Raw genomic sequence first — 19,951 nt, forward strand, 5'->3', positions numbered from 1 at the left:
GCACTATCTTTTTCGTTTAACGACTTTCCTCATCGTAGGTGACGAGGTAAACCAAAGTAAAAATCCGCTCAAAACGGTAATCAATCCCAAAAGGGAAAAGGCTCAAAGCACGGTTGTATTAAAATCATCCCTGCTTTCATAATCCATGGTGTGGGTCATCCATAAAAAATCAAACCATCGCCAGTTCCGATGTCGTACCGTTTGAAATGACCCATCAGCCACAGAAACATAGGCTTTGATGTTTTCAGGAGAATCGTAACTGATTACATAAGCGGGCAACTTTTTTTCGCGATACTCGTGATGTTTATCCGTTTCATTAATAACCTCAACTCCATTCACCTTTAATTCGGATGACATTTGACGCTCTGCAACAGCCAAGGCTTCTTCTTCCGAAATCCCTTCTTTAGGGTCTCCTGTTCTCGCATCCACCAAAAACTTATGGTTAATCCAATAATAGGGGTTCCCTGCAATCTCTTTTAAGCTCAACGAACTAATTTTAACGGGCAGATCAACATCCGAAAATCCAATAAGCCCATCAAAAGCTGCGGGTTCGTAGTCCATATTTCTAAAATGATCTCCGTGAATCTCATCAATATCCGTCCAGCTAAAATAGAGACCACTTACAGTCCACATAATGAACTGAATCCCCAAAAATATGCCCAAATATCTATGAGCCTTTCTAATTTTAACCGCTGTTGTCCGTCTTACCATTTTTGTTCTAGTCGATTGATTTAGTTCGTAATCTCAGTGCATTGGCTATAACCGATACCGAGCTAAAGCTCATGGCCAGGGCAGCGATCATGGGTGAAAGCAAAATCCCGAAAAAGGGATAGAGCACACCTGCCGCTACCGGAACACCGATGGTGTTGTATATCAATGCAAAAAATAGGTTCTGCTTAATGTTTTTCATGGTGGCCTCACTAAGGTTTCGTGCTTTTACGATGCCGTGCAGGTCACCCTTTACCAAAGTGATCATGGCACTTTCTATGGCCACATCGGTTCCGGTTCCCATGGCAATACCCAAGTCACTTTTGGCCAATGCAGGAGCATCGTTGATACCGTCGCCGGCCATGGCCACTACCTTGCCTTCATTTTGCAGGCGCTCTACTTCATTCATCTTATCCTCAGGTAGGGTTTCCGCTTTAAAATCGTCCAAATGCAATTCGCTCGCAACAGCTTTGGCAGTTGTGGTATTGTCTCCGGTAAGCATGATTACCGAAATTCCTTTGTCTTGGATGGCTTTGATGGCCTTGGCACTTGTCTCCTTGATTTTATCCCCGATGGCCACAAAAGCATGGCATTTATCATCAATGGCTAGATAGGAAACCGTTTTCCCTTTTTCTTGTTCCTTTTTGACCTTCTCCTTCATCTCATCCGAGATTTTAACATTCGCCTTTTCCATCAATTTGATGTTCCCCAGACGAATTTCCAAGTCTTTGATCTTGCCTTCTACTCCCATACCTGTAACAGCATTGAAGTATTTTGTTTTTAGTATTTTGATGCCTTGCTCCTTACCATATGTTACGGTAGCTTGAGCCAAAGGGTGCTCGCTATTGGCATTGACGGATACTAAATATTGAAGTAGGTCTTCTTGTGAATAATCATCCGAAAAAGTTTCCAAATGATCGAAGGTGGGTTTACCTTCGGTAATGGTACCTGTTTTATCAATAATCAAGGTATCCACGTCGACCATTTTCTCCAGCGCTTCGGCATTTTTGATAAGCACACCATTTTGGGCACCTTTCCCAACTCCCACCATTACCGACATTGGAGTTGCCAGCCCAAGCGCACAAGGGCAGGCAATGATCAAAACTGCAATGGCATTAATTAACGCGTAAACATAGGTGGGTTGTGGTCCCCAGATGGCCCAGACCCCAAAGGTTAAAATAGAAATAATCACCACCGTGGGAACAAAATAAGCGGATACCTTATCGGCTAAATTTTGAATGGGCGCACGGCTTCTACTGGCTTCGTTTACCATGCTGATGATCTGTGAAAGCAAGGTATCACTACCCACTTTTTCAGCTTTCATCAAAAAGGATTGATTCCCATTGATGGTCCCACTGCTTACTTTATCTTCAACTCCTTTTTCAACAGGAATGGGCTCACCTGTGATCATAGATTCGTCAACTGAAGTCTCCCCTTCTGTAATAATGCCATCCACTGGAATTTTTTCTCCGGGTTTCACCCGTAAAATATCGCCAAGTTCAATAGCGTCAATACTTACTTCGACTTCTTCTCCATCCACAACTTTAATGGCTTTGTTCGGTGCCAATTTCAATAATTCCTTTACGGCATTATTGGTTTTGCTATGTGCCCGCGCTTCCAACAATTGACCCAAAAGCACCAAGGTGAGGATTACGGTTGCTGCTTCAAAATAAACATGGACCGCACCTGTTTCCCCTTTGAACTGATCAGGGAAAAATCCCGGGAACAATAACCCAAGTACACTGAACACAAAAGCTACCCCTGCACCAATCCCAATTAACGTAAACATGTTCAAATTCCATGTTTTGATGCTTCGGTAGGCTCTCTCAAAAAACATCCAAGTGGCGTAAAAAACCACAGGAAGTGATAATGCAAATTGAACCCAGTTCCAGTATTGAGTTTCCATGACATCATGCAGCGGATTGTTAGTCAGCATATCGCTCATGGCAATCAGGAAAATGGGCAAGGTAAACGCAAGGGCTACCCAAAACTTTTTGAGCAGTTTTTTATAGGTCTTTTCCTCTGCACTGGCTTCGGGTTCCTTGGGCACAAGGTCCATTCCACACTTTGGACAAGACCCAGGGTTATCCTCCACTACTTCGGGGTGCATGGGACAAGTCCATTGCTGTTTGGAACTGGCGGACGTATTTTGTTCCTCTACCAAGTCCATCCCACATACAGGGCAATCACCGGGCTTGTCATAGGTTTTATCACCTTCGCACTGCATAGGGCAATAAAAGGTGCCGTTCCCGTTGGAAACTGTTCTTTTCGCCTCTTTCTTCTTTGGTTGATGATGGTGACCGTTGGTATGTATTGAATAACTGCCACCACTATCCTCCAATGCCTTTTCTAACCTTTTGATGGGAATGTGTTCCTCCATCTCGATCACGGCTTCAGCTTTTTCCAAATTCACCTCAACCGCATTCACTCCATCCACTTTGGACAGGGTTTCCTCAACATGCTTTCTACAGCCATTACAGCTCATTCCGTTTATGTGATAGGTATGTTTCATTCCCCAAAAATATTATTGTTCCTGTTCGTCCATTTGAAAATCTTCGTTCAATACATAGGTCATACCACACACTGGACATTTCCCTTCTTCATCACTACCACTACCTTCGCAGTGCATTGGGCAAACATATTTGGAAGTGTACTCCTTACCTTGTTTATCTGCGGTTTCCATATTGTCCATGTCATGTCCTTCATGATCCATTTTATCCATATCGTGACCTTCGTGTTCCATGGTCGCTTCGGTGGAAGTTTCTTTTGCTTCCTCTGTTTTTCCTTTGCATGATACCGTTAGTACCAATACTGAAGCGAATGCGATTCCGATAATTGTTCTAATGTTTGTTCTCATTTTTGATAAATTAAATTTACTTGTTAATTAAATAATTGATGATGGCAGATTGCAGGTAATATAACTGCACAGATTGTATTTGATTGGTTTGAAATTTTAGCTGTAATTCCTGAATGTCGAGCACATCGTTAAAGTTGATGGTTCCCGTTTCATAATTCTTGATCAGGATTTCTTCGGCATCCTTGGCCTGTTTTAAATTCTTTATTTGGGTTTGATAGGCGATACGTGCCTGATTCCTCTGCGAAATGGCATTGGCGAAGGTGTTTTCTAAAACATTCAAGCGCTCCTTTTTTTGAAGTTCAATTTCCTTTTGACGCAACTCGTTTTGCTTGGTAACGGACCTGAATTTGTTGTTGAAAATGGGAATGGAGAAAGTGACCATCGGCATCACAATATCCTTTCCGTTATCGCTAAAAACCATGTTCTCCCTTTCCGAAACGGGAATGTAATCCAGTCCGATTCCAAAACTAGGGGCATTTTCCTTTTGGTTGAGCAATTCGGATTGTGCAACTGATTCGTACAATTGGTCATATTTCAACAATTCTGGATTTAAGCTCAAGTCCTGCTTGTCGAGGATTGGGTCATCCTCCGGAATATCCATTTCATCCACCACCTCAACAGCAATACTTTCGTCTCGGTTCAAAAGATTGTTGAAAACCGCCTGTTCGGCGATATAGGATTGTTCCAATACTTCTTTCTGTTGCTGCAATTCGTTTTGGCGTATTTGAAGTTTCAACACATCCACGGCCGAGGCCTTCCCCACTTCCACAGAGGTAAGAGCCAACGTTTCGTAGGTTTTAAGCAATTTTATGTTTTCCTCCAGCACTTTTTGTTTGGCTTTGGTACCAAACAATTTATAGTAAGATTGTGCTACAGCTAAGGACAACTTTCGTTTGGCAATTACAATTTCAGCATACTCGGCATCCGCCATGGAACTGGCATAGTTTTCACGGGCCGTGATTGTACCGAACCAGGGCAGCATCTGGGAAACTGAAAATCTGGCTCGCTGTGCGCCTGTTCTTGTCTCCGGTTCGCTAACAAAATATCCGGCACCAAGGGTTGTGTTGGGCAAGGTATTGACTTCATTCACCTTTTCCTTGGCAATGTTATAGCGTAATTCCAAAGCCTGAATCATGGGACTGTTCAATTCTGCTTCTTGAAGATAACCCTCCAAGGACTGCCCTTTTAAGCTGATTGTTACTAAAGCAAAAACTATATAAATGACTGTTTTTCTCATCGGTTTTGCATTTTAAGTTGCCATTCCCTTTTCCAGCTGAACAGCACTGGCACCACAAACAACGTGATCAGTGCAATCAGCATACCTCCAAAACTGGGAATGGCCATGGGTATCATAATGTCGCTTCCCCTTCCGGTACTGGTCAAGACTGGTAACAATGCCAAAATGGTCGTTGCAGTGGTCATTAAACAAGGTCTGATTCGTTTTTCGCCTGCTTCCAATACAGAGGCTCGAATACCTTTCAAGGTTTCAGGTTGATTTTTTTCGAAAGTTTGGGTCAAATAAGTAGCCATTACCACCCCATCATCCGTAGCAATTCCGAACAGGGCAATAAATCCGACCCAGACGGCCACACTGAGGTTGATGGTATGCATTTGAAACAGGTCCCTCAGGTTTTCTCCCATAAAACTAAAGTTGAGGAACCAATCCTGACCTTAGAACCAAATCATTAAAAAGCCTCCTGCAAAAGCCACCATTATCCCCGAAAAGACCATCAAGGATGTGGCCACTGACCTAAACTGGAAATACAAAATCAAGAAAATAATCAAAAGGGCCAATGGAACCACTACGGACAAGGTTTTTTCGGCCCGTAACTGGTTTTCATAGGTCCCGGTGAACTGATAGCTAATGCCCTTGGGCACTACCAAATCCCCGCTTTCTATCTTTTCAAGAATCTTGGCTTGTGCGTTTTCCACCACGTCCACCTCAGCATAACCATCGAGTTTATCAAACAGCACGTAACCCACCAAAAAGGTATCCTCACTTTTAATGGCTTGAGGGCCTTTTTCGTAGCGGATGGTGACCAACTCACTCAAGGGAACAGGACTTCCTTTTTGCACAGGAACATAAATGTTCTCAATATCGGTAGGGTTTTCACGAAGCTCCCTTGGGTAGCGTACACGAACTCCGTAACGTTCCCTCCCTTCCACGGTTTGGGTCAAGCTCATCCCGCCGAGGGCTACTTCCAAAATTTGTTGGACATCTTCGATAACCAAACCGTAACGGACCAGTTTTTCTCGGTCAATATCAATGAGCAGATAGGGTTTACCCACGATTCGGTCTGCGAAAACGGCTTCATCCTTAACCCCAGTAGCTTCCTTTAGAATAGGTTCCAGTTGAAGTCCAAAGTTTTCAATCTCCTTTAAATCCTGACCTTTTACTTTAATGCCCATGGGAGCTCTCATCCCGGTTTGAAGCATGACCAACCGTGTTTCGATGGGCTGCAACTTGGGTGCCGAGGTAACCCCGGGCAACTTGGTCACTTTTACAATTTGGTTCCAGATATCGTCCGGTTTCTTAATATCGGGACGCCAGTTTCGAAAATATTCACCATCATCATCTGGAATCAAAAGGTCCCTATTGATTCGCAAGGGTTCGCTTACATGGTTCTCGGCATAGTTCTGCTCATTGCTTACTTCTACATTTGGATTGGCGAGTACTTTTCCGTTGCTCAATACAAAATAGCCATCGGAATTGACCTTGAAACGCTGTGGACTGCCTGCCTCATTTTTTTGATACTCCGACCTGTATTGAATAATGTTCTCGTACATGGAAAGCGGCGCAGGGTCCAAAGCGGATTCCGTTCTTCCAGCTTTTCCCACGACAGTTTGAATTTCTGGAATGGTCGCCACGGCCATATCCAATTGCTGCAACACCCTCTTGTTTTCTTCCACTCCGGCATGGGGCAACGAAGTGGGCATCAAAAGGAAAGATCCTTCATTTAAGGAAGGCATAAATTCTTCTCCCGTATTTCGCATGATCAAAAATCCGCATACCACAATTGTGGTAGGAATTGAAAGGAACAATAGTTTGTGCTCCAAAGCCCATGTCAAAATTCGACTGTAATATTGCCTAAATAGATAAAACACTCCCAATAAAGCACCGCAAATCAACCCCACAAAGAGCAAGTTAATGCCAATACTGCGATCAAAGCCCAACGGTCTCCAATATGCGGCCAACAAGAAAATAATCGTTGCAACACAAATACCCACATTGAGCATTCCTCCTTGTTTTTGATCAATAACCTCTCTCAATTTTAGGATTCCCGAAACACCAAAGAAAATCAAGGCCAGGCCTAACCAATATCCGAAAGCGATGGTCACCAATCCGAAGGCAATCAAGAGACCGTTCCAGATGTATTTGAGGAGTTGATTGGCGCTTTTCTTTCTAAAAATCATGGCGGCAAAAGGTGGAATCAAAAACAGGGCTACGATAATGGATGCCGTCAAAGCCATCGTTTTGGTAAAGGCCAACGGACGAAACAATTTTCCTTCGGCTCCCACCATGGTAAACACGGGGATAAAACTAATAATAGTCGTCAGTACCGCCGTTAAAATGGCACCGGAGACCTCGGAAGTGGCGTTGTACACTATTTCGTTTGTAGATAGATCGTTATTGTTCTCATCCATGTGCCGGATAATATTCTCGGAGAGAATCACCCCAACATCCACCATGGTCCCTATGGCAATGGCTATACCAGAAAGTGCTACGATATTGGCATCTACGCCAAATAGCTTCATGGAGATGAATACCATCAATACGGCTACGGGCAACAGACCGGAAATCAGAATAGAGGCCCTAAGATTGAACACCATGACCACAATCACCAAAATGGTAATCAGAATTTCTAAGGTGAGTGCTTCATTTAAGGTTCCCAATGTTTCTTGGATAAGTTCCGTTCTATCATAAAAAGGAACTATGGTCAACTGTGAGGTGGTTCCATCCTTTAATACTTTGGATGGCAGACCTGCACTCAATTCATTTATTTGCTCCTTAACGTTATTGATGACCTCCAACGGGTTGGCGCCGTATCGTGCCACAACAACACCACCAACTACCTCGGCCCCTTCCTTGTCCAAAATTCCACGGCGCACGGCTGGCCCTAAGGACACACGGGCCACATCTTGAACACGAATGGAGGTGTAGTCCGTAGCGGTTACAACCGCATTTTTGATATCCTCCAACGATTTGATGTAACCCAGTCCGCGCACCAAATATTCCGCTTTATTGATTTCCAAGGTCTGTGCGCCAATATCCCTGTTGCTTTGCTTCACAGCTTTGACCACCTGATCCAAACCAACATTGTACTGCTTCATCAGTTCGGAGTTTACATCTACTTGGTATTCCTGTACAAATCCCCCAATAGAGGCCACTTCAGATACCCCTGATGCAGAAGAAAGAGCATATTTGACATAGTAATCCTGTACGCTTCGGAGTTCTTGCAAATCCCATCCACCGGTGACATTGCCATCTTTATCGCGACCTTCCAAAGTGTACCAAAAAATTTGACCCAAGGCAGTGGCATCTGGTCCCAAGGCGGGATTTACCCCATCCGGCAATACGTTATTGGGAAGTGAATTGAGCTTTTCCAAAATACGGCTACGGCTCCAATAAAATTCTACATCTTCTTCAAAAATGATATAGATGCTGGAAAACCCGAACATGGAAGAACTACGGATGGTCTTAACCCCTGGAATTCCCAACAAGGAAGTGGTCAATGGATACGTAATCTGATCCTCGATATCCTGAGGAGAGCGACCGGGCCATTTGGTAAAAACAATCTGTTGGTTCTCGCCAATATCGGGAATGGCATCCACAGCCACGGGATTGGTCGGTAAAATGCCCCCGGTATCCCAGTTAAAGGGAGTGCTTACGATACCCCAAGCCATAAATAACAGCAGGAGCAACACGGCTACCAATTTGTTCTCTATTAAAAATTTGATGCTTTTGTTCAGCATAAAGCTTTGATTTAAACATTAGATCGACACAAAAAAGCGTATAAACGCAACAGCCCAACCAATCGGGTCGGGAAAATTCAATCTATGTTAAATCAAATAAGGAAAGTCTGGTCAAGGACCTGTACATCCCGAAGTAATGGAGGTGGGTTGTACGCTATGAAAGAATTGGGTTCTTCCAACTCAACTTCGAAACGTTGAAAATAGGTTTGGACGAAGCTTATTAAAAAAACTTGTTGGTCCAAATCGAAGTTCTCGAAAGATATCTTTAGGTCATCTTGACCTTGAACAGTAAACGATTCATCATCACAGCAGGATGTTTCCATATCCATGTCCATTCCACAATCATCGGCATGGGCAAAAAAGGAAATATCCATCACTCGCCCCATACAGATATGCTTGTCCACCGTCCACGAAACTGTGGAGGCCAAGACCAATAGGGCCATGAGCAAGGATGCTATTTGATGGAAAAACTGTCTCATTCGATTACAAAACTACAAAATATTAACATTTATTGTTTTGCTTAACAGAACTTTATCTGTTTACAATCTGTAAGCTTGCTTTATTTTGTCGTACAAATCCACGATTCAATACATTTGCAAAAAAGAATAGTTCATGCTAAAATCATTGGAACCCAAAATACTTGATATCGTTAAAGACGAAAGCAAAGCTGTGGACACCCGTTTGGGCGACATCTGTGAACTTTTGCGCAACAACGTTGACCATTATGATTGGGTAGGGTTTTATTTTAAAAATGGTGACAAGGAAGAGTTGAAGCTAGGGCCCTACGCTGGAGCCCCTACCGACCATACCATTATCCCCTTTGGAAAAGGTATTTGCGGTCAAGTGGCTGTGAGCAACCAGAACTTCGTGGTACCGGATGTGGCCGCCCAGGACAACTATATCGCTTGCAGCATAACCGTCAAAGCGGAGATTGTAGTCCCGCTATTTGTAAACGGGGAGAATGTGGGCCAAATCGACATCGATTCCAATACACCTGATCCGTTTACGGAGGAGGATGAACGTTTTTTGGAATTCATCAACCGACACGTGGCGGAGATCCTGTAAAACTTCTCCGAATTTGTTGATAACCCGTACTGCTTTTTAGGGCTAAAACAAGTACTTTTGTACGCTTAAGAAATTGATTTTTAAGATAGAAATGAGTACTGCCAAAAAAGCCTCCGCTGCATTGATTTCCGTTTTCCATAAAGACGGACTTGAACCTATTGTAAAAAAGCTGGACGAACTCGGTGTAACCCTTTACTCCACAGGGGGTACCGAAAAATTCATCCGTGACCTCGGTATCGATGTGATGCCCGTAGAAGACGTCACCAGCTACCCTTCCATTTTGGGTGGGCGTGTAAAAACATTGCACCCCAAGGTTTTTGGAGGCATTTTGAATAGGCAGGATAATGAAAGTGACGTGTCCCAAATGAAGGAATTCGATATTCCGCAATTGGACATTGTCATCGTCGATTTGTATCCTTTTGAAAAAACGGTAGCCAGCGGCGCTTCTGAACAAGATATCATCGAAAAAATCGATATCGGCGGTATTTCCCTGATCAGGGCTGCTGCCAAAAACTTCAAGGATGTACTCTGTGTATCGTCCATGGAAGATTATGAAGACTTTTTGAACATGATTTCGGAAGGAAACGGTACCACGACCTTGGAAGACCGCAAACGTTTTGCCACCAAGGCGTTCAATATTTCATCCCATTACGACACGGCTATCTTCAATTACTTCAACAAAGAGAAAGAAGAAACCGTGTTGAAAATTAGTGAAACCAAAGGTCAGGTGTTGCGCTACGGAGAAAACCCGCACCAAAAAGGGTTTTTCTTTGGCGATTTTGATGCCATGTTCACCAAACTGCACGGAAAGGAGCTATCCTACAACAACCTTTTGGATGTGGATGCTGCCGTCAATTTGATGGGCGAATTCAAGAACGACGACCCTACTTTTGCCATCCTCAAACACAATAACGCTTGCGGATTGGCCACTCGAAGCACCATCAAACAAGCCTATGTGGATGCTTTGGCCGGTGACCCGGTTTCTGCCTTTGGCGGTATTTTGATTTCCAATGTGGAAATTGACAAACCAACTGCCGAAGAAATTCATAATCTGTTCTGCGAAGTGGTCATCGCTCCAAGTTATACTGATGAGGCCTTAGAGATCTTGAAAGGCAAGAAGAACAGGATTATTTTGATTCAAAATGATATTGAATTGCCCGAAACATTGGTAAGAACCTGTTTGAACGGTGTATTGGTTCAGGATAAAGATTCCAAAACCGACTCCAAAGAAGATTTGAATCCAGTTACGGACAAAAAACCGACCTCTGAGGAGATAGAAGATTTGATTTTTGCTTCCAAACTATGCAAGCATACCAAAAGCAACACCATTGTTTTGGCAAAAAACAAACAGCTTTGTGCCAGTGGAACCGGACAGACTTCACGTGTGGATGCCTTGAACCAGGCCATTCATAAAGCAAAGTCCTTCGATTTTGATTTGGAAGGTGCCGTTATGGCCAGTGATGCTTTCTTTCCGTTCCCCGATTGCGTGGAAATTGCGGACAAGGCAGGCATCAAAAGTGTCATCCAACCCGGAGGTTCCATCAAGGACCAATTGAGCATTGATTATTGCAATGAAAACGGATTATCCATGGTGATGACTGGTACTAGGCATTTTAAACATTAATTTTAGTACTTTAGCCGATAATTTTTACCGTTAATCCGAAAAACAGACGATTTGTATGGGATTTTTTGATTTCATGACCGAGGAAATAGCCATTGACCTTGGTACTGCAAATACCCTGATCATCCACTTGGACAAGGTGGTGGTTGACAGTCCCTCCATTGTGGCAAGGGACCGCGTATCAGGGAAAATAATCGCGGTAGGCCGCGAAGCTAATATGATGCAGGGGAAGACCCATGAAAACATCAAGACCATACGACCGTTGAAGGATGGGGTCATCGCTGACTTTGATGCCTCGGAAAAGATGATCAGTATGTTCATCAAAAACATTCCGGCACTCAAGAAAAAATGGTTCCCTCCCGCCCTGCGAATGGTCATTTGTATTCCTTCCGGCATTACGGAAGTAGAAATGCGAGCGGTACGTGAGTCTGCCGAACGTGTAAACGGTAAAGAGGTCTATTTGATCCACGAGCCCATGGCAGCGGCCATTGGTATCGGTCTGGACATTATGCAGCCCAAAGGGAACATGATCGTGGACATTGGTGGTGGTACTGCCGAAATTGCGGTGATTGCGCTTGGGGGTATCGTTTGTGACAAATCCGTAAAAATTGCGGGTGACGTTTTCACCAACGATATCATTTACTACATGCGTACGCAGCATAACCTGTATGTGGGCGAAAGTACCGCCGAAGCCATCAAAATAGAAATTGGTTCGGCCACGGAAGATTTAAAATCCCCACCAGAGGACAAGTCCATTCAAGGTCGCGATCTTTTGACCGGAAAACCCAAACAGGTGCAGGTTTCGTATCGGGAAATTGCCAAGGCTTTGGATAAAAGTATTTTGCGCGTGGAAGACGCTGTTATGGAAACGCTTTCCCAAACTCCGCCCGAACTTGCGGCCGATATCTACAATACCGGTATCTATTTGGCAGGTGGTGGTTCTATGCTTCGTGGATTGGACAGAAGGCTTTCACAAAAAACCGACCTACCTGTTTACATTGCCGAAGATCCACTGAGAGCTGTTGTTCGCGGTACAGGGATTGCGCTCAAAAACTTGGAACGCTATAAAAGTATTTTGATAAAATAGTGCCGTATTCCTTACGGTTCTATTACCTTCAAGGAGTTGAAAAACCTTCTTAACGATACGATTGCATGCAACGCATCATCAATTTTGTTTTACGCTACCGAAATACATTCCTATATGTGTTTTTTGCGTTTATCGCCTTGGTGATGACCATCCGATCGCATTCCTACCATCAATCCAAGTTCTTTAATTCTTCCCGATGGGTATCTGGAAGTATTTATGGTGCTGGGGCCGATGTTTCTTCCTATTTCAATTTAAAAAAGGAAAACAAAAGATTGGTTGAGGAAAACCAACGGCTGCGAAAAATGCTTTTCAACTCCCAAGATGACAGCGTAGCCCCCTTGGATTCCACTTTGGCCGTATACCAAGTGCTCAACGCCAAGCTCATCAAGAACAGTTTTACATCCCCTCGTAATTATGTGACCATTGACAAAGGGGAAAAAGACGGCGTTCATCAAGATATGGGGGTAATCACCACAGATGGTATTTTAGGTATCGTGGAAAACGTTTCGACCAACTTTGCCACCGTGCAAAGCGTGCTCAACACCAAATCCAATATCAACGCAAAAATTAAGGGTACAGAATACTTCGGCTCCTTGATTTGGGATGCGAAAAATTACAGGGTGGTCCAGCTTATCGATATTCCCCGATTGGTTCCGGTGGTCGTAGGCGACACCATTGTTACAGGGGGAATGTCCAGCATTTTTCCGGAAAATGTACCCATTGGAACCATCAAAAAATACGACCTGAACGCTTCCCAAAGCTTTTACAACATCGATGTTGAACTGTTTTCCGATATGGCCAACATCAAAAATGTATATCTCATCGAGAACAAGGATAGGGAAGAAATCGAAGAACTGGAATCAAGGACTATAGAATGAGCAGCACCCTAATCATAAATATCTTACGTTTTGTGCTGCTGGTCATCACACAGGTGCTCATTTTCAATAACCTGAACTTTTTAGGATTCATCAATCCCTTTGTGTACGTAATCTTCTTTTATTGGTATCCCATCAAAGGAAATAGGGCCATTTTTATGCTGAGCGCCTTTTTGTTGGGGCTGGTCATCGATATTTTTTCGGATACCTTGGCGCTCAATGCACTGGCTTCCGTAACCATTGCCTATGCCCGACCGTCGATCATGCGCTTTTGTTTTGGAGTGAACTATGATTTCCAGAGTTTCAGTTTTAAAAATACGACCAAGGTACAACGGGTCACCTTTTTGGCCCTATTGGTGATACTACATCATTTGATATTCTTTTCGTTTGAAATTTTAAGTATCGCCCATATCCTATTAATTTTGAAAAAAGTTCTTGCTACGGGCATGGTAACTTTAATACTTTGTGTATTATTCAGTTCACTTTTTAGTCCAAAGAGCGAATAAAAACGTAGTTTTTATCGTTGGGTATATATTGACGCCCAAGAATTTAGATTGGTCATGAAAAAATTATTGCTATCCTCCATTATTGTGCTCATAGGATTTACCTTTATCGGTAGGCTTTCCTATTTGCAATTGTTCCGTTTTTCGCCGGACCAAATACTGGACGATCCGGCCATCAAAAAAGTATATGACTATCCCGAACGCGGCTACATTTACGATAGGAACGGTAAACTGTTGGTGGGCAATCAACCGGCTTATGATGTGATGGTCATCCCACGGGAGGTAAAACCATTGGACACAATTGAATTCTGTAGCCTGCTGGGCATTGACAAACCAGAGTTTCTTTCCAAAATGGAAAAAGCCCGTAGGTACTCCCCTCGGCTCCCATCGGTTTTGGTACCTCAACTTTCCAAGGAGGATTATGCCAAGCTTCAGGAAAAAATGCGCCATTTTACCGGTTTTTATATCCAAAAAAGGTCGTTGCGCTATTACAACACCAAAAGTGCCGCCAATGTTTTGGGGTATATCAGTGAGGTTAACGAGTGGGACCTTAAGAACAACCCTTACTATGTTGCGGGAGAGTTAAAAGGGCGAACAGGTATTGAACAACAATACGAGGAAATCCTTAGGGGACAAAAAGGTGTGAAACACATCCAAAAAGACCGCTTTAATCGGGATATTGGACCTTATAAAGATGGGAAATTGGATACACTGCCACAACAAGGCAAGGAAATCCATATCACCTTGGACAAGACCTTGCAGGAATATGGGGAAAAATTGATGCACGGTAAACGCGGTGGTATTGTGGCCATTGAGCCCAAATCCGGGGAAATCTTGGCCATGATTTCAGGCCCAACCTACGACCCCGCACTTTTGGTGGGCAGGGAACGCTCCAAAAATTATAGCAAGCTCCATTACGACACCATTGCCAAACCCACTTGGGACCGTTCCATTTTGGCCCAGCCCTCGCCTGGCTCACCTTTTAAGACCTTGAATGCACTTATCGGTCTACAAGAAGGCGTCATTGACGAGGATACGAATTTTAGATGTTATCATGGGTTTTATGTGGGCAACACACTTCGAGGCTGTCATTGCGGAGGTGGTGTCCGCGACTTGAATTCTGGCATCTACCAATCCTGTAATGCCTATTTTGCCGGGGTTTTCAGGAAGATTTTTGATAAATATAATACGACTGACGAAGGAATGTCCGTTTGGGAAAAGCATATGAAAAGCTTTGGCTTGGGTGATTTCTTGGGCACTGACCTTCCCACCGGGGCCCCTGGTAGAATTCCTGATGTGGCCTATTATGATAAATGGTATGGGAATGGCCGATGGGCTGCTTCCACCATTATTTCCAATTCCATTGGCCAAGGCGAAATCGCTGCCACACCCTTACAATTGGCCAATATGACGGCTGCCATTGCCAACCGTGGTTATTTCTATACACCGCACGTTATCAAAAGTATAGGTAATAAAGGGGACATTAACCCCGAATATACCGAGCCCCGCTACACAACCATCGACCGAAAACATTTTGACCCTGTAATCGAGGGCATGGCCAACGTATACAATTATGGTACTGCTAGATGGCTCAAAATTCCAGGCATCGATATAGCCGGAAAGACGGGTACGGTTGAGAATTACATACGGGTGGATGGTGAACGTATGCAGCTAACGGACCACTCCGTTTTCGTAGCCTTTGCCCCGGTAGAAAACCCGCAGATCGCCCTAGCGGTTTACATTGAAAATGGATATTATGGTGCACGTTATGCTGGACATATCGCTTCCCTATTGATTGAAAAGTATATCAAAGGGGAAATCACCAGAAAAGATCTGGAAAAACGAATGCTGGAAAAAACGTTGGAGCACGAGTATGCCAAGCCTTACAGCGGCGAACCCTTTGAAATCAACGAATATGTCTGGTAGAGGACCTTTCGGAAGGTTGGATTGGGTTTCCGTCATCCTCTACGCCCTCTTGGTATTTATCGGGTGGCTCAATATCTACTCTACTTCCGTAGGGGAAGCAGACATCTCCCTTTTCAGTTTTTCCACCCTCTATGGAAAACAGCTCTTTTTTATCGGACTGGCAGCCTTGGGTATTTTATTTGTCCTTTTTGTGGAGTCACAATTCTTTGAACGATTTGCATCCATCTTTTATATTGTGTCCATCGTGTTGTTGCTGGGACTCTTCATCTTTGGTAAAACCATTGCAGGGGCAACTTCTTGGTATGATTTGGGTTTTTTTAACCTCCAACCCTCCGAGTTGGCCAAAGTTGGAACGTCGCTGGCACTGGCCAAATTTTTGAGCGACATCCAAACTGACATCCGCACCGGAAGACACCAGATATATGCTTTGGTCATTATTCTGTTGCCAGCTGTGCTGATACTTCCCCAGCCCGACCCGGGGAGTTCCCTCATCTATTTTTCCCTGTTTTTTGTCCTTTTTAGGGAAGGATTCCCCATATATTATTTGGGCATCCTCATTTTCGCCGTGGTCCTATTTGCAACCACCCTAATGTTTGGCACTGTTTGGGTCGCCATTGGACTGGTTATTTTGACACTGCTTGTCTACACCTTCAAAAAGGCTTCCGTAAAGATTCCCCTATTGCCAGTCTTGGGAGTCATTGTAGTTGCTATCCTCTTTTCGCTATCTGTAAATTTCGTGTTCGAAAATGTGTTTGAACAGCGTCACCGCGACCGCTTTGCCCTTTGGTTGAGTTTGGAAAAGGATGAGGAAAAACTGGATGAAATCCGAAAAACAATCGGCTACAATACCTATCAATCCGAAAAAGCCATTGAATCTGGCGGCTTCACTGGAAAGGGATTTTTGGAAGGTACCCGAACCAAGGGCGATTTTGTACCCGAGCAGCACACCGACTATATTTTCAGCTCCGTAGGAGAAGAATGGGGCTTTCTGGGCACCTCAACCGTTATCCTGTTGTTCTCGTTGTTCTTTTTACGGTTGATTTATATTGCGGAGCGGCAAAAAAGTGATTTTAGCCGCATGTATGGCTATGGAGTGATTTCCATTTTGGTGTTCCACTATTTTATCAACATTGGAATGGTCATTGGATTGTTGCCCACCATTGGCGTGCCCTTGCCATTTTTTAGCTATGGCGGTTCTGGGCTCATTTTCTTTACCATGTTGTTGTTCATTTTCCTAAAACTGGACTCCAACCGATTGAAGGACGGTATCTAGAACTTCCAATCCCTAACCTTCACTTCGGACTCGATGTTGGACTGCCAGTCCTGCGCCTGCTTTTCAAAAAAATCGATACCCGTTCTTTTTTCAATCTCATCGATAGGTACCAAAAACTGCTCCAAGGGTTGCTGACTTTCCTTGGCTGGAATCAAAAAACCCAAAGCTCTGGCATCTTTGGCTTTGCCACGCATCACAATTTTGTAATAGGATTTGGGCACATCCACATCTTCATCGCCTATCTCCAGAAGGTCATTTTCCAAGACTCCCCCCGTAATCACCATCAAATCACCATATTTCTTGCACCAATAGCGGACCTTCTGTTCCAATCGGTTCCAAACACCTGCATTAAAATCCCTGTCCTGCGGGCTTATGTTACTGGTATAAAAAGTTTCATTGTAGGCCTGTTCCGAAAAGCGGCGATCTCCTGCCGGGCACAAATGTCCACGATCATATCCAGACCCTCGATAATTGCGCCAATCGGCCGACTTTGTACTTACTTTGGGGTCCTCTATAAAATAAGGACGTTCCCTATCGTCGTAGGTCAAATGTTCTTGTTTGAGGGTATAAGCCACCCATTCGGCTTGTTCGTGGGGTTCACTATAGGATAATGTATAATACGAATGCTCTACGATTTCGCCCGTTGTGGAACTCGGTAAAAACCCGGAAGCAGCCACATTCACCTTGGATGTGCTTGGGTCTGAATAAGTAGCCGGAGTATAAAAGTTTTCGAATAGCCAAAAACCCACAATACAAACCAACATGAGCAGGGTATAAATCGTTCTTTTTCTCATTTGATGCCTAAATCCCTTGAATTGGGGCGAAAATAAATAAAAAAGCCAACTCAAAATGAGTTGGCTTACATTCGTAGAATGTGGTCAGTTTATCCTTTATTGACACTGGCCAGTTCGCTCTCCTTCTTTTTGATATTGTTCTGATGAAGATCTCTAAGCACATTCACGGCCTCTTCCACATAAATATCCCGAGCCAAATCTTGGTGCCATCTGTTCCTTTTCTCACGAAGCACGGAATCTTGTGTGAACAATTCCTTTTCGTACTGCAAGGAACTGAACGATAACTTGGAATCGTAATCCCTCAGGCTCTTAAACTTTTCTGCCCGTTTTTTGGCTTCTTGCTCCTTTGAGATGTAATCGTCGTATCTCAAGGAAATCAGGTTTTCATCCTGTTGCTCCTTCACCCATCTAGCGTTTTCTTCGATAAGCTTAATTTGTTCGTTGGTGGCCATACGGTCCTTGCTCTTTTTTACAGCATCGTCAAAATCAATGTAACCGTCCCAAACCTCATAGTCGGCTGGTGTGATTTTATCCCAACCCAACGGATTTTGCTGATCGCGCTCGCCCAAATCGATATAGCTATATCTGTCCGGAACCACAATATCACTTTTTACACCTTCCAACTGCGTGGAGCCTCCATTGATTCGGTAAAACTTCTGGGTCGTCAGTTTGATGGCTCCCAAATCACCGTGTTCGTTTCCTCGAACAATGCCATCCAAAGGAATCACATTTTGAACGGTTCCCTTACCAAAGGTTTGTTTGCTCCCTATGATGACCGCTCGTTTATAATCTTGCATGGCAGCTGCCAATATCTCGGAGGCAGAGGCGGACAATTCGTTCACCAAGATGACCAAGGGACCATCCCACTGGATACGCTCATCCTTGTCTTCATGGACTTCTTTTCGCTGACCCGAAGAACGTACTTGAACGATAGGACCATCCTTAATGAACAATCCTGCCATTTCTACCACAGTCTTCAAAGATCCTCCTCCATTGTCACGAAGATCGAGAATGATTCCTTCGGCACCGGCCTCTTTGAGTCGTTCCAATTCCTTGGCCACATCGGTCGCTGCATTTCTTTCGGAATAATCCTCAAAATCCACATAGAATTTTGGGAGATTGATCAATCCAAATTTTTCGTTCCCGGCGTCAATGGTCGCAGATTTTGCATAAGATTCCTCCAATTCAACTACATCGCGGGTAATGGAAACAGTTTCAATGGTCCCGTCCACTTTCCTAACGGTAAGATCAACCACGGTACCTTCTGGGCCCTTGATCAATTTAATGGCATCTTCCAAACGCATTCCCACAATGTTGATTGGCTCTTCGCCATCTTGCCCCACTTTTAGGATTTGATCTCCAACCTCCAAGGATTGGTCTCTCCAAACGGGACCCCCAGAAATAATTTCAACGATTTTGGCCCCTTCGGGTTTCTTTTGCAATCGTGCACCGATTCCTTCAAATTTTCCGGACATTCCAATATCGAAACGCTCCTTTTCCTCAGGCGCAAAATAAAAGGTATGCGGGTCAAATTCCTCTACAATGGTATTTAAGTATTGTACGAACCAATCTTTGCGTTCCAAATCGTCCACAAAGTCGAAAAATTCATCCAAGGTATTTTTGGTGACCTCCCTAGCCTCCTCCTCAATTGCAGCCTTATCTATGGAACTGGGTATCTCATTAAAAGCCATCACCGCATCGGCATTCAGACTGCCATCGGCGTTGGCATCGGCAATTCGGTTATCGATTTTATCATCAAATACATTGAGGGTATTGTATTTCAATTGTTTCCTCCAACGTTCTTTGAGTTCTTTTTTGCTGGTCGCAAACTCTTGCTTATCGTAATCGATCTCGATGGTTTCATCAATACTGTAATCGAATGGTTGGGCGAGGACTTCTTTATAGATTTCCTTGGCCTCATCCATACGGACCATCAACCGCTGATAGACGGCATTGAAAAACTCGATATCCGTATTCCTGATCTCGTCATCGATCATGAAGCGGTATTTTTCAAACTCCCTGATGTCGCTTTCCAAGAAATAGCGCTTGGTGGGGTCGATGACCTCTATAAAGTCATCAAAAACATTGGAACTAAAGGTGTCGTTCACCTCTTTGGGCTCATAATGGCCCCTTTCCAATACGTAGGAAATCAATTCCAATAAAAATTTATCCTTGTCATCGTTATCAAAAGACTTGTTGGTAAAGCTGCAGGAGGCGACTGCGACAAGAATAACCAAAAGTGCCAAAATAAAGTTCTTTTTCATAATC

General features: G+C 43.9%; 13 protein-coding genes and 2 pseudogenes. 7 read left to right on the forward strand and 8 right to left on the reverse strand.

The window, feature by feature from the left end:
- Positions 1-3: 3 nt before the first annotated feature.
- The 6 genes and pseudogenes from ABNE31_RS00535 to ABNE31_RS00560 all read right to left on the reverse strand — a co-directional run bounded on the left by ABNE31_RS00535 (position 4) and on the right by ABNE31_RS00560 (position 9,018).
- Positions 4-711, reverse strand: a pseudogene (locus ABNE31_RS00535) (PepSY domain-containing protein).
- A gap of 7 nt (positions 712-718) precedes the next feature.
- The gene (locus ABNE31_RS00540) at positions 719-3,220 is read right to left on the reverse strand and encodes a heavy metal translocating P-type ATPase (protein WP_349351968.1); all 2,502 of its coding nucleotides are present in this window, start codon (positions 3,218-3,220) and stop codon (positions 719-721) included.
- Positions 3,221-3,232: 12 nt separating this feature from the next.
- Positions 3,233-3,565, reverse strand: coding sequence for a heavy metal-binding domain-containing protein (locus ABNE31_RS00545; RefSeq protein ID WP_349351969.1), 333 nt, complete (start codon positions 3,563-3,565; stop codon positions 3,233-3,235).
- Positions 3,566-3,581: 16 nt separating this feature from the next.
- Positions 3,582-4,802, reverse strand: a complete 1,221-nt coding sequence (locus ABNE31_RS00550) for a TolC family protein (RefSeq protein WP_349351970.1) — start codon at positions 4,800-4,802, stop codon at positions 3,582-3,584.
- Positions 4,799-8,539 (reverse strand): annotated as a pseudogene (locus ABNE31_RS00555) (efflux RND transporter permease subunit). Before ABNE31_RS00555 ends, ABNE31_RS00550 begins: the two are co-directional and overlap by 4 nt.
- Positions 8,540-8,631: 92 nt before the next feature.
- Positions 8,632-9,018 (reverse strand): hypothetical protein, encoded by a 387-nt coding sequence (locus ABNE31_RS00560; RefSeq protein ID WP_293288883.1) that lies wholly within the window; start codon positions 9,016-9,018, stop codon positions 8,632-8,634.
- 133 nt (positions 9,019-9,151) lie between these two features.
- Between ABNE31_RS00560 and ABNE31_RS00565 the strand changes: the two genes are divergently transcribed.
- The 7 genes from ABNE31_RS00565 (at position 9,152) to rodA (ending at position 16,889) form a co-directional block, all read left to right on the forward strand.
- Positions 9,152-9,604 carry a GAF domain-containing protein gene (locus tag ABNE31_RS00565; RefSeq protein ID WP_349351971.1) on the forward strand — a complete coding sequence of 151 codons (453 nt, stop codon included), beginning with the start codon at positions 9,152-9,154 and terminating at the stop codon, positions 9,602-9,604.
- A gap of 91 nt (positions 9,605-9,695) precedes the next feature.
- Positions 9,696-11,228, forward strand: a complete 1,533-nt coding sequence (purH, locus tag ABNE31_RS00570; RefSeq protein WP_349351972.1) for a bifunctional phosphoribosylaminoimidazolecarboxamide formyltransferase/IMP cyclohydrolase — start codon at positions 9,696-9,698, stop codon at positions 11,226-11,228.
- 55 nt (positions 11,229-11,283) lie between these two features.
- On the forward strand, positions 11,284-12,312 hold the full coding sequence (locus ABNE31_RS00575; protein ID WP_349351973.1) for a rod shape-determining protein: 1,029 nt from the start codon (positions 11,284-11,286) through the stop codon (positions 12,310-12,312).
- A 65-nt stretch (positions 12,313-12,377) separates the two neighbouring features.
- Positions 12,378-13,190 (forward strand): rod shape-determining protein MreC, encoded by an 813-nt coding sequence (gene mreC / locus ABNE31_RS00580; RefSeq protein WP_349351974.1) that lies wholly within the window; start codon positions 12,378-12,380, stop codon positions 13,188-13,190.
- On the forward strand, positions 13,187-13,693 hold the full coding sequence (locus ABNE31_RS00585) for a rod shape-determining protein MreD (RefSeq protein ID WP_293280376.1): 507 nt from the start codon (positions 13,187-13,189) through the stop codon (positions 13,691-13,693). The genes mreC and ABNE31_RS00585 overlap by 4 nt, the downstream gene beginning before the upstream one ends.
- A 54-nt stretch (positions 13,694-13,747) precedes the next feature.
- Complete coding sequence (locus ABNE31_RS00590) at positions 13,748-15,616, forward strand: penicillin-binding transpeptidase domain-containing protein (protein WP_179385708.1); 1,869 nt, start codon at positions 13,748-13,750, stop codon at positions 15,614-15,616.
- Positions 15,606-16,889: a rod shape-determining protein RodA gene (gene rodA / locus ABNE31_RS00595; protein WP_349351975.1), complete on the forward strand. Its 1,284-nt coding sequence runs from the start codon at positions 15,606-15,608 to the stop codon at positions 16,887-16,889. Before ABNE31_RS00590 ends, rodA begins: the two co-directional genes overlap by 11 nt.
- Here the strand turns inward: rodA and ABNE31_RS00600 are convergent.
- Positions 16,886-17,683 (reverse strand): DNA/RNA non-specific endonuclease, encoded by a 798-nt coding sequence (locus ABNE31_RS00600; RefSeq protein WP_349351976.1) that lies wholly within the window; start codon positions 17,681-17,683, stop codon positions 16,886-16,888. The genes rodA and ABNE31_RS00600 overlap by 4 nt on opposite strands.
- Positions 17,684-17,772: 89 nt before the next feature.
- Positions 17,773-19,947, reverse strand: coding sequence for a carboxy terminal-processing peptidase (locus ABNE31_RS00605; RefSeq protein ID WP_293280383.1), 2,175 nt, complete (start codon positions 19,945-19,947; stop codon positions 17,773-17,775).
- Between the last annotated feature and the right edge of the window lie 4 nt (positions 19,948-19,951).

The organism is Flagellimonas sp. MMG031, from assembly GCF_040112705.1.
Taxonomy (GTDB): domain Bacteria; phylum Bacteroidota; class Bacteroidia; order Flavobacteriales; family Flavobacteriaceae; genus Flagellimonas.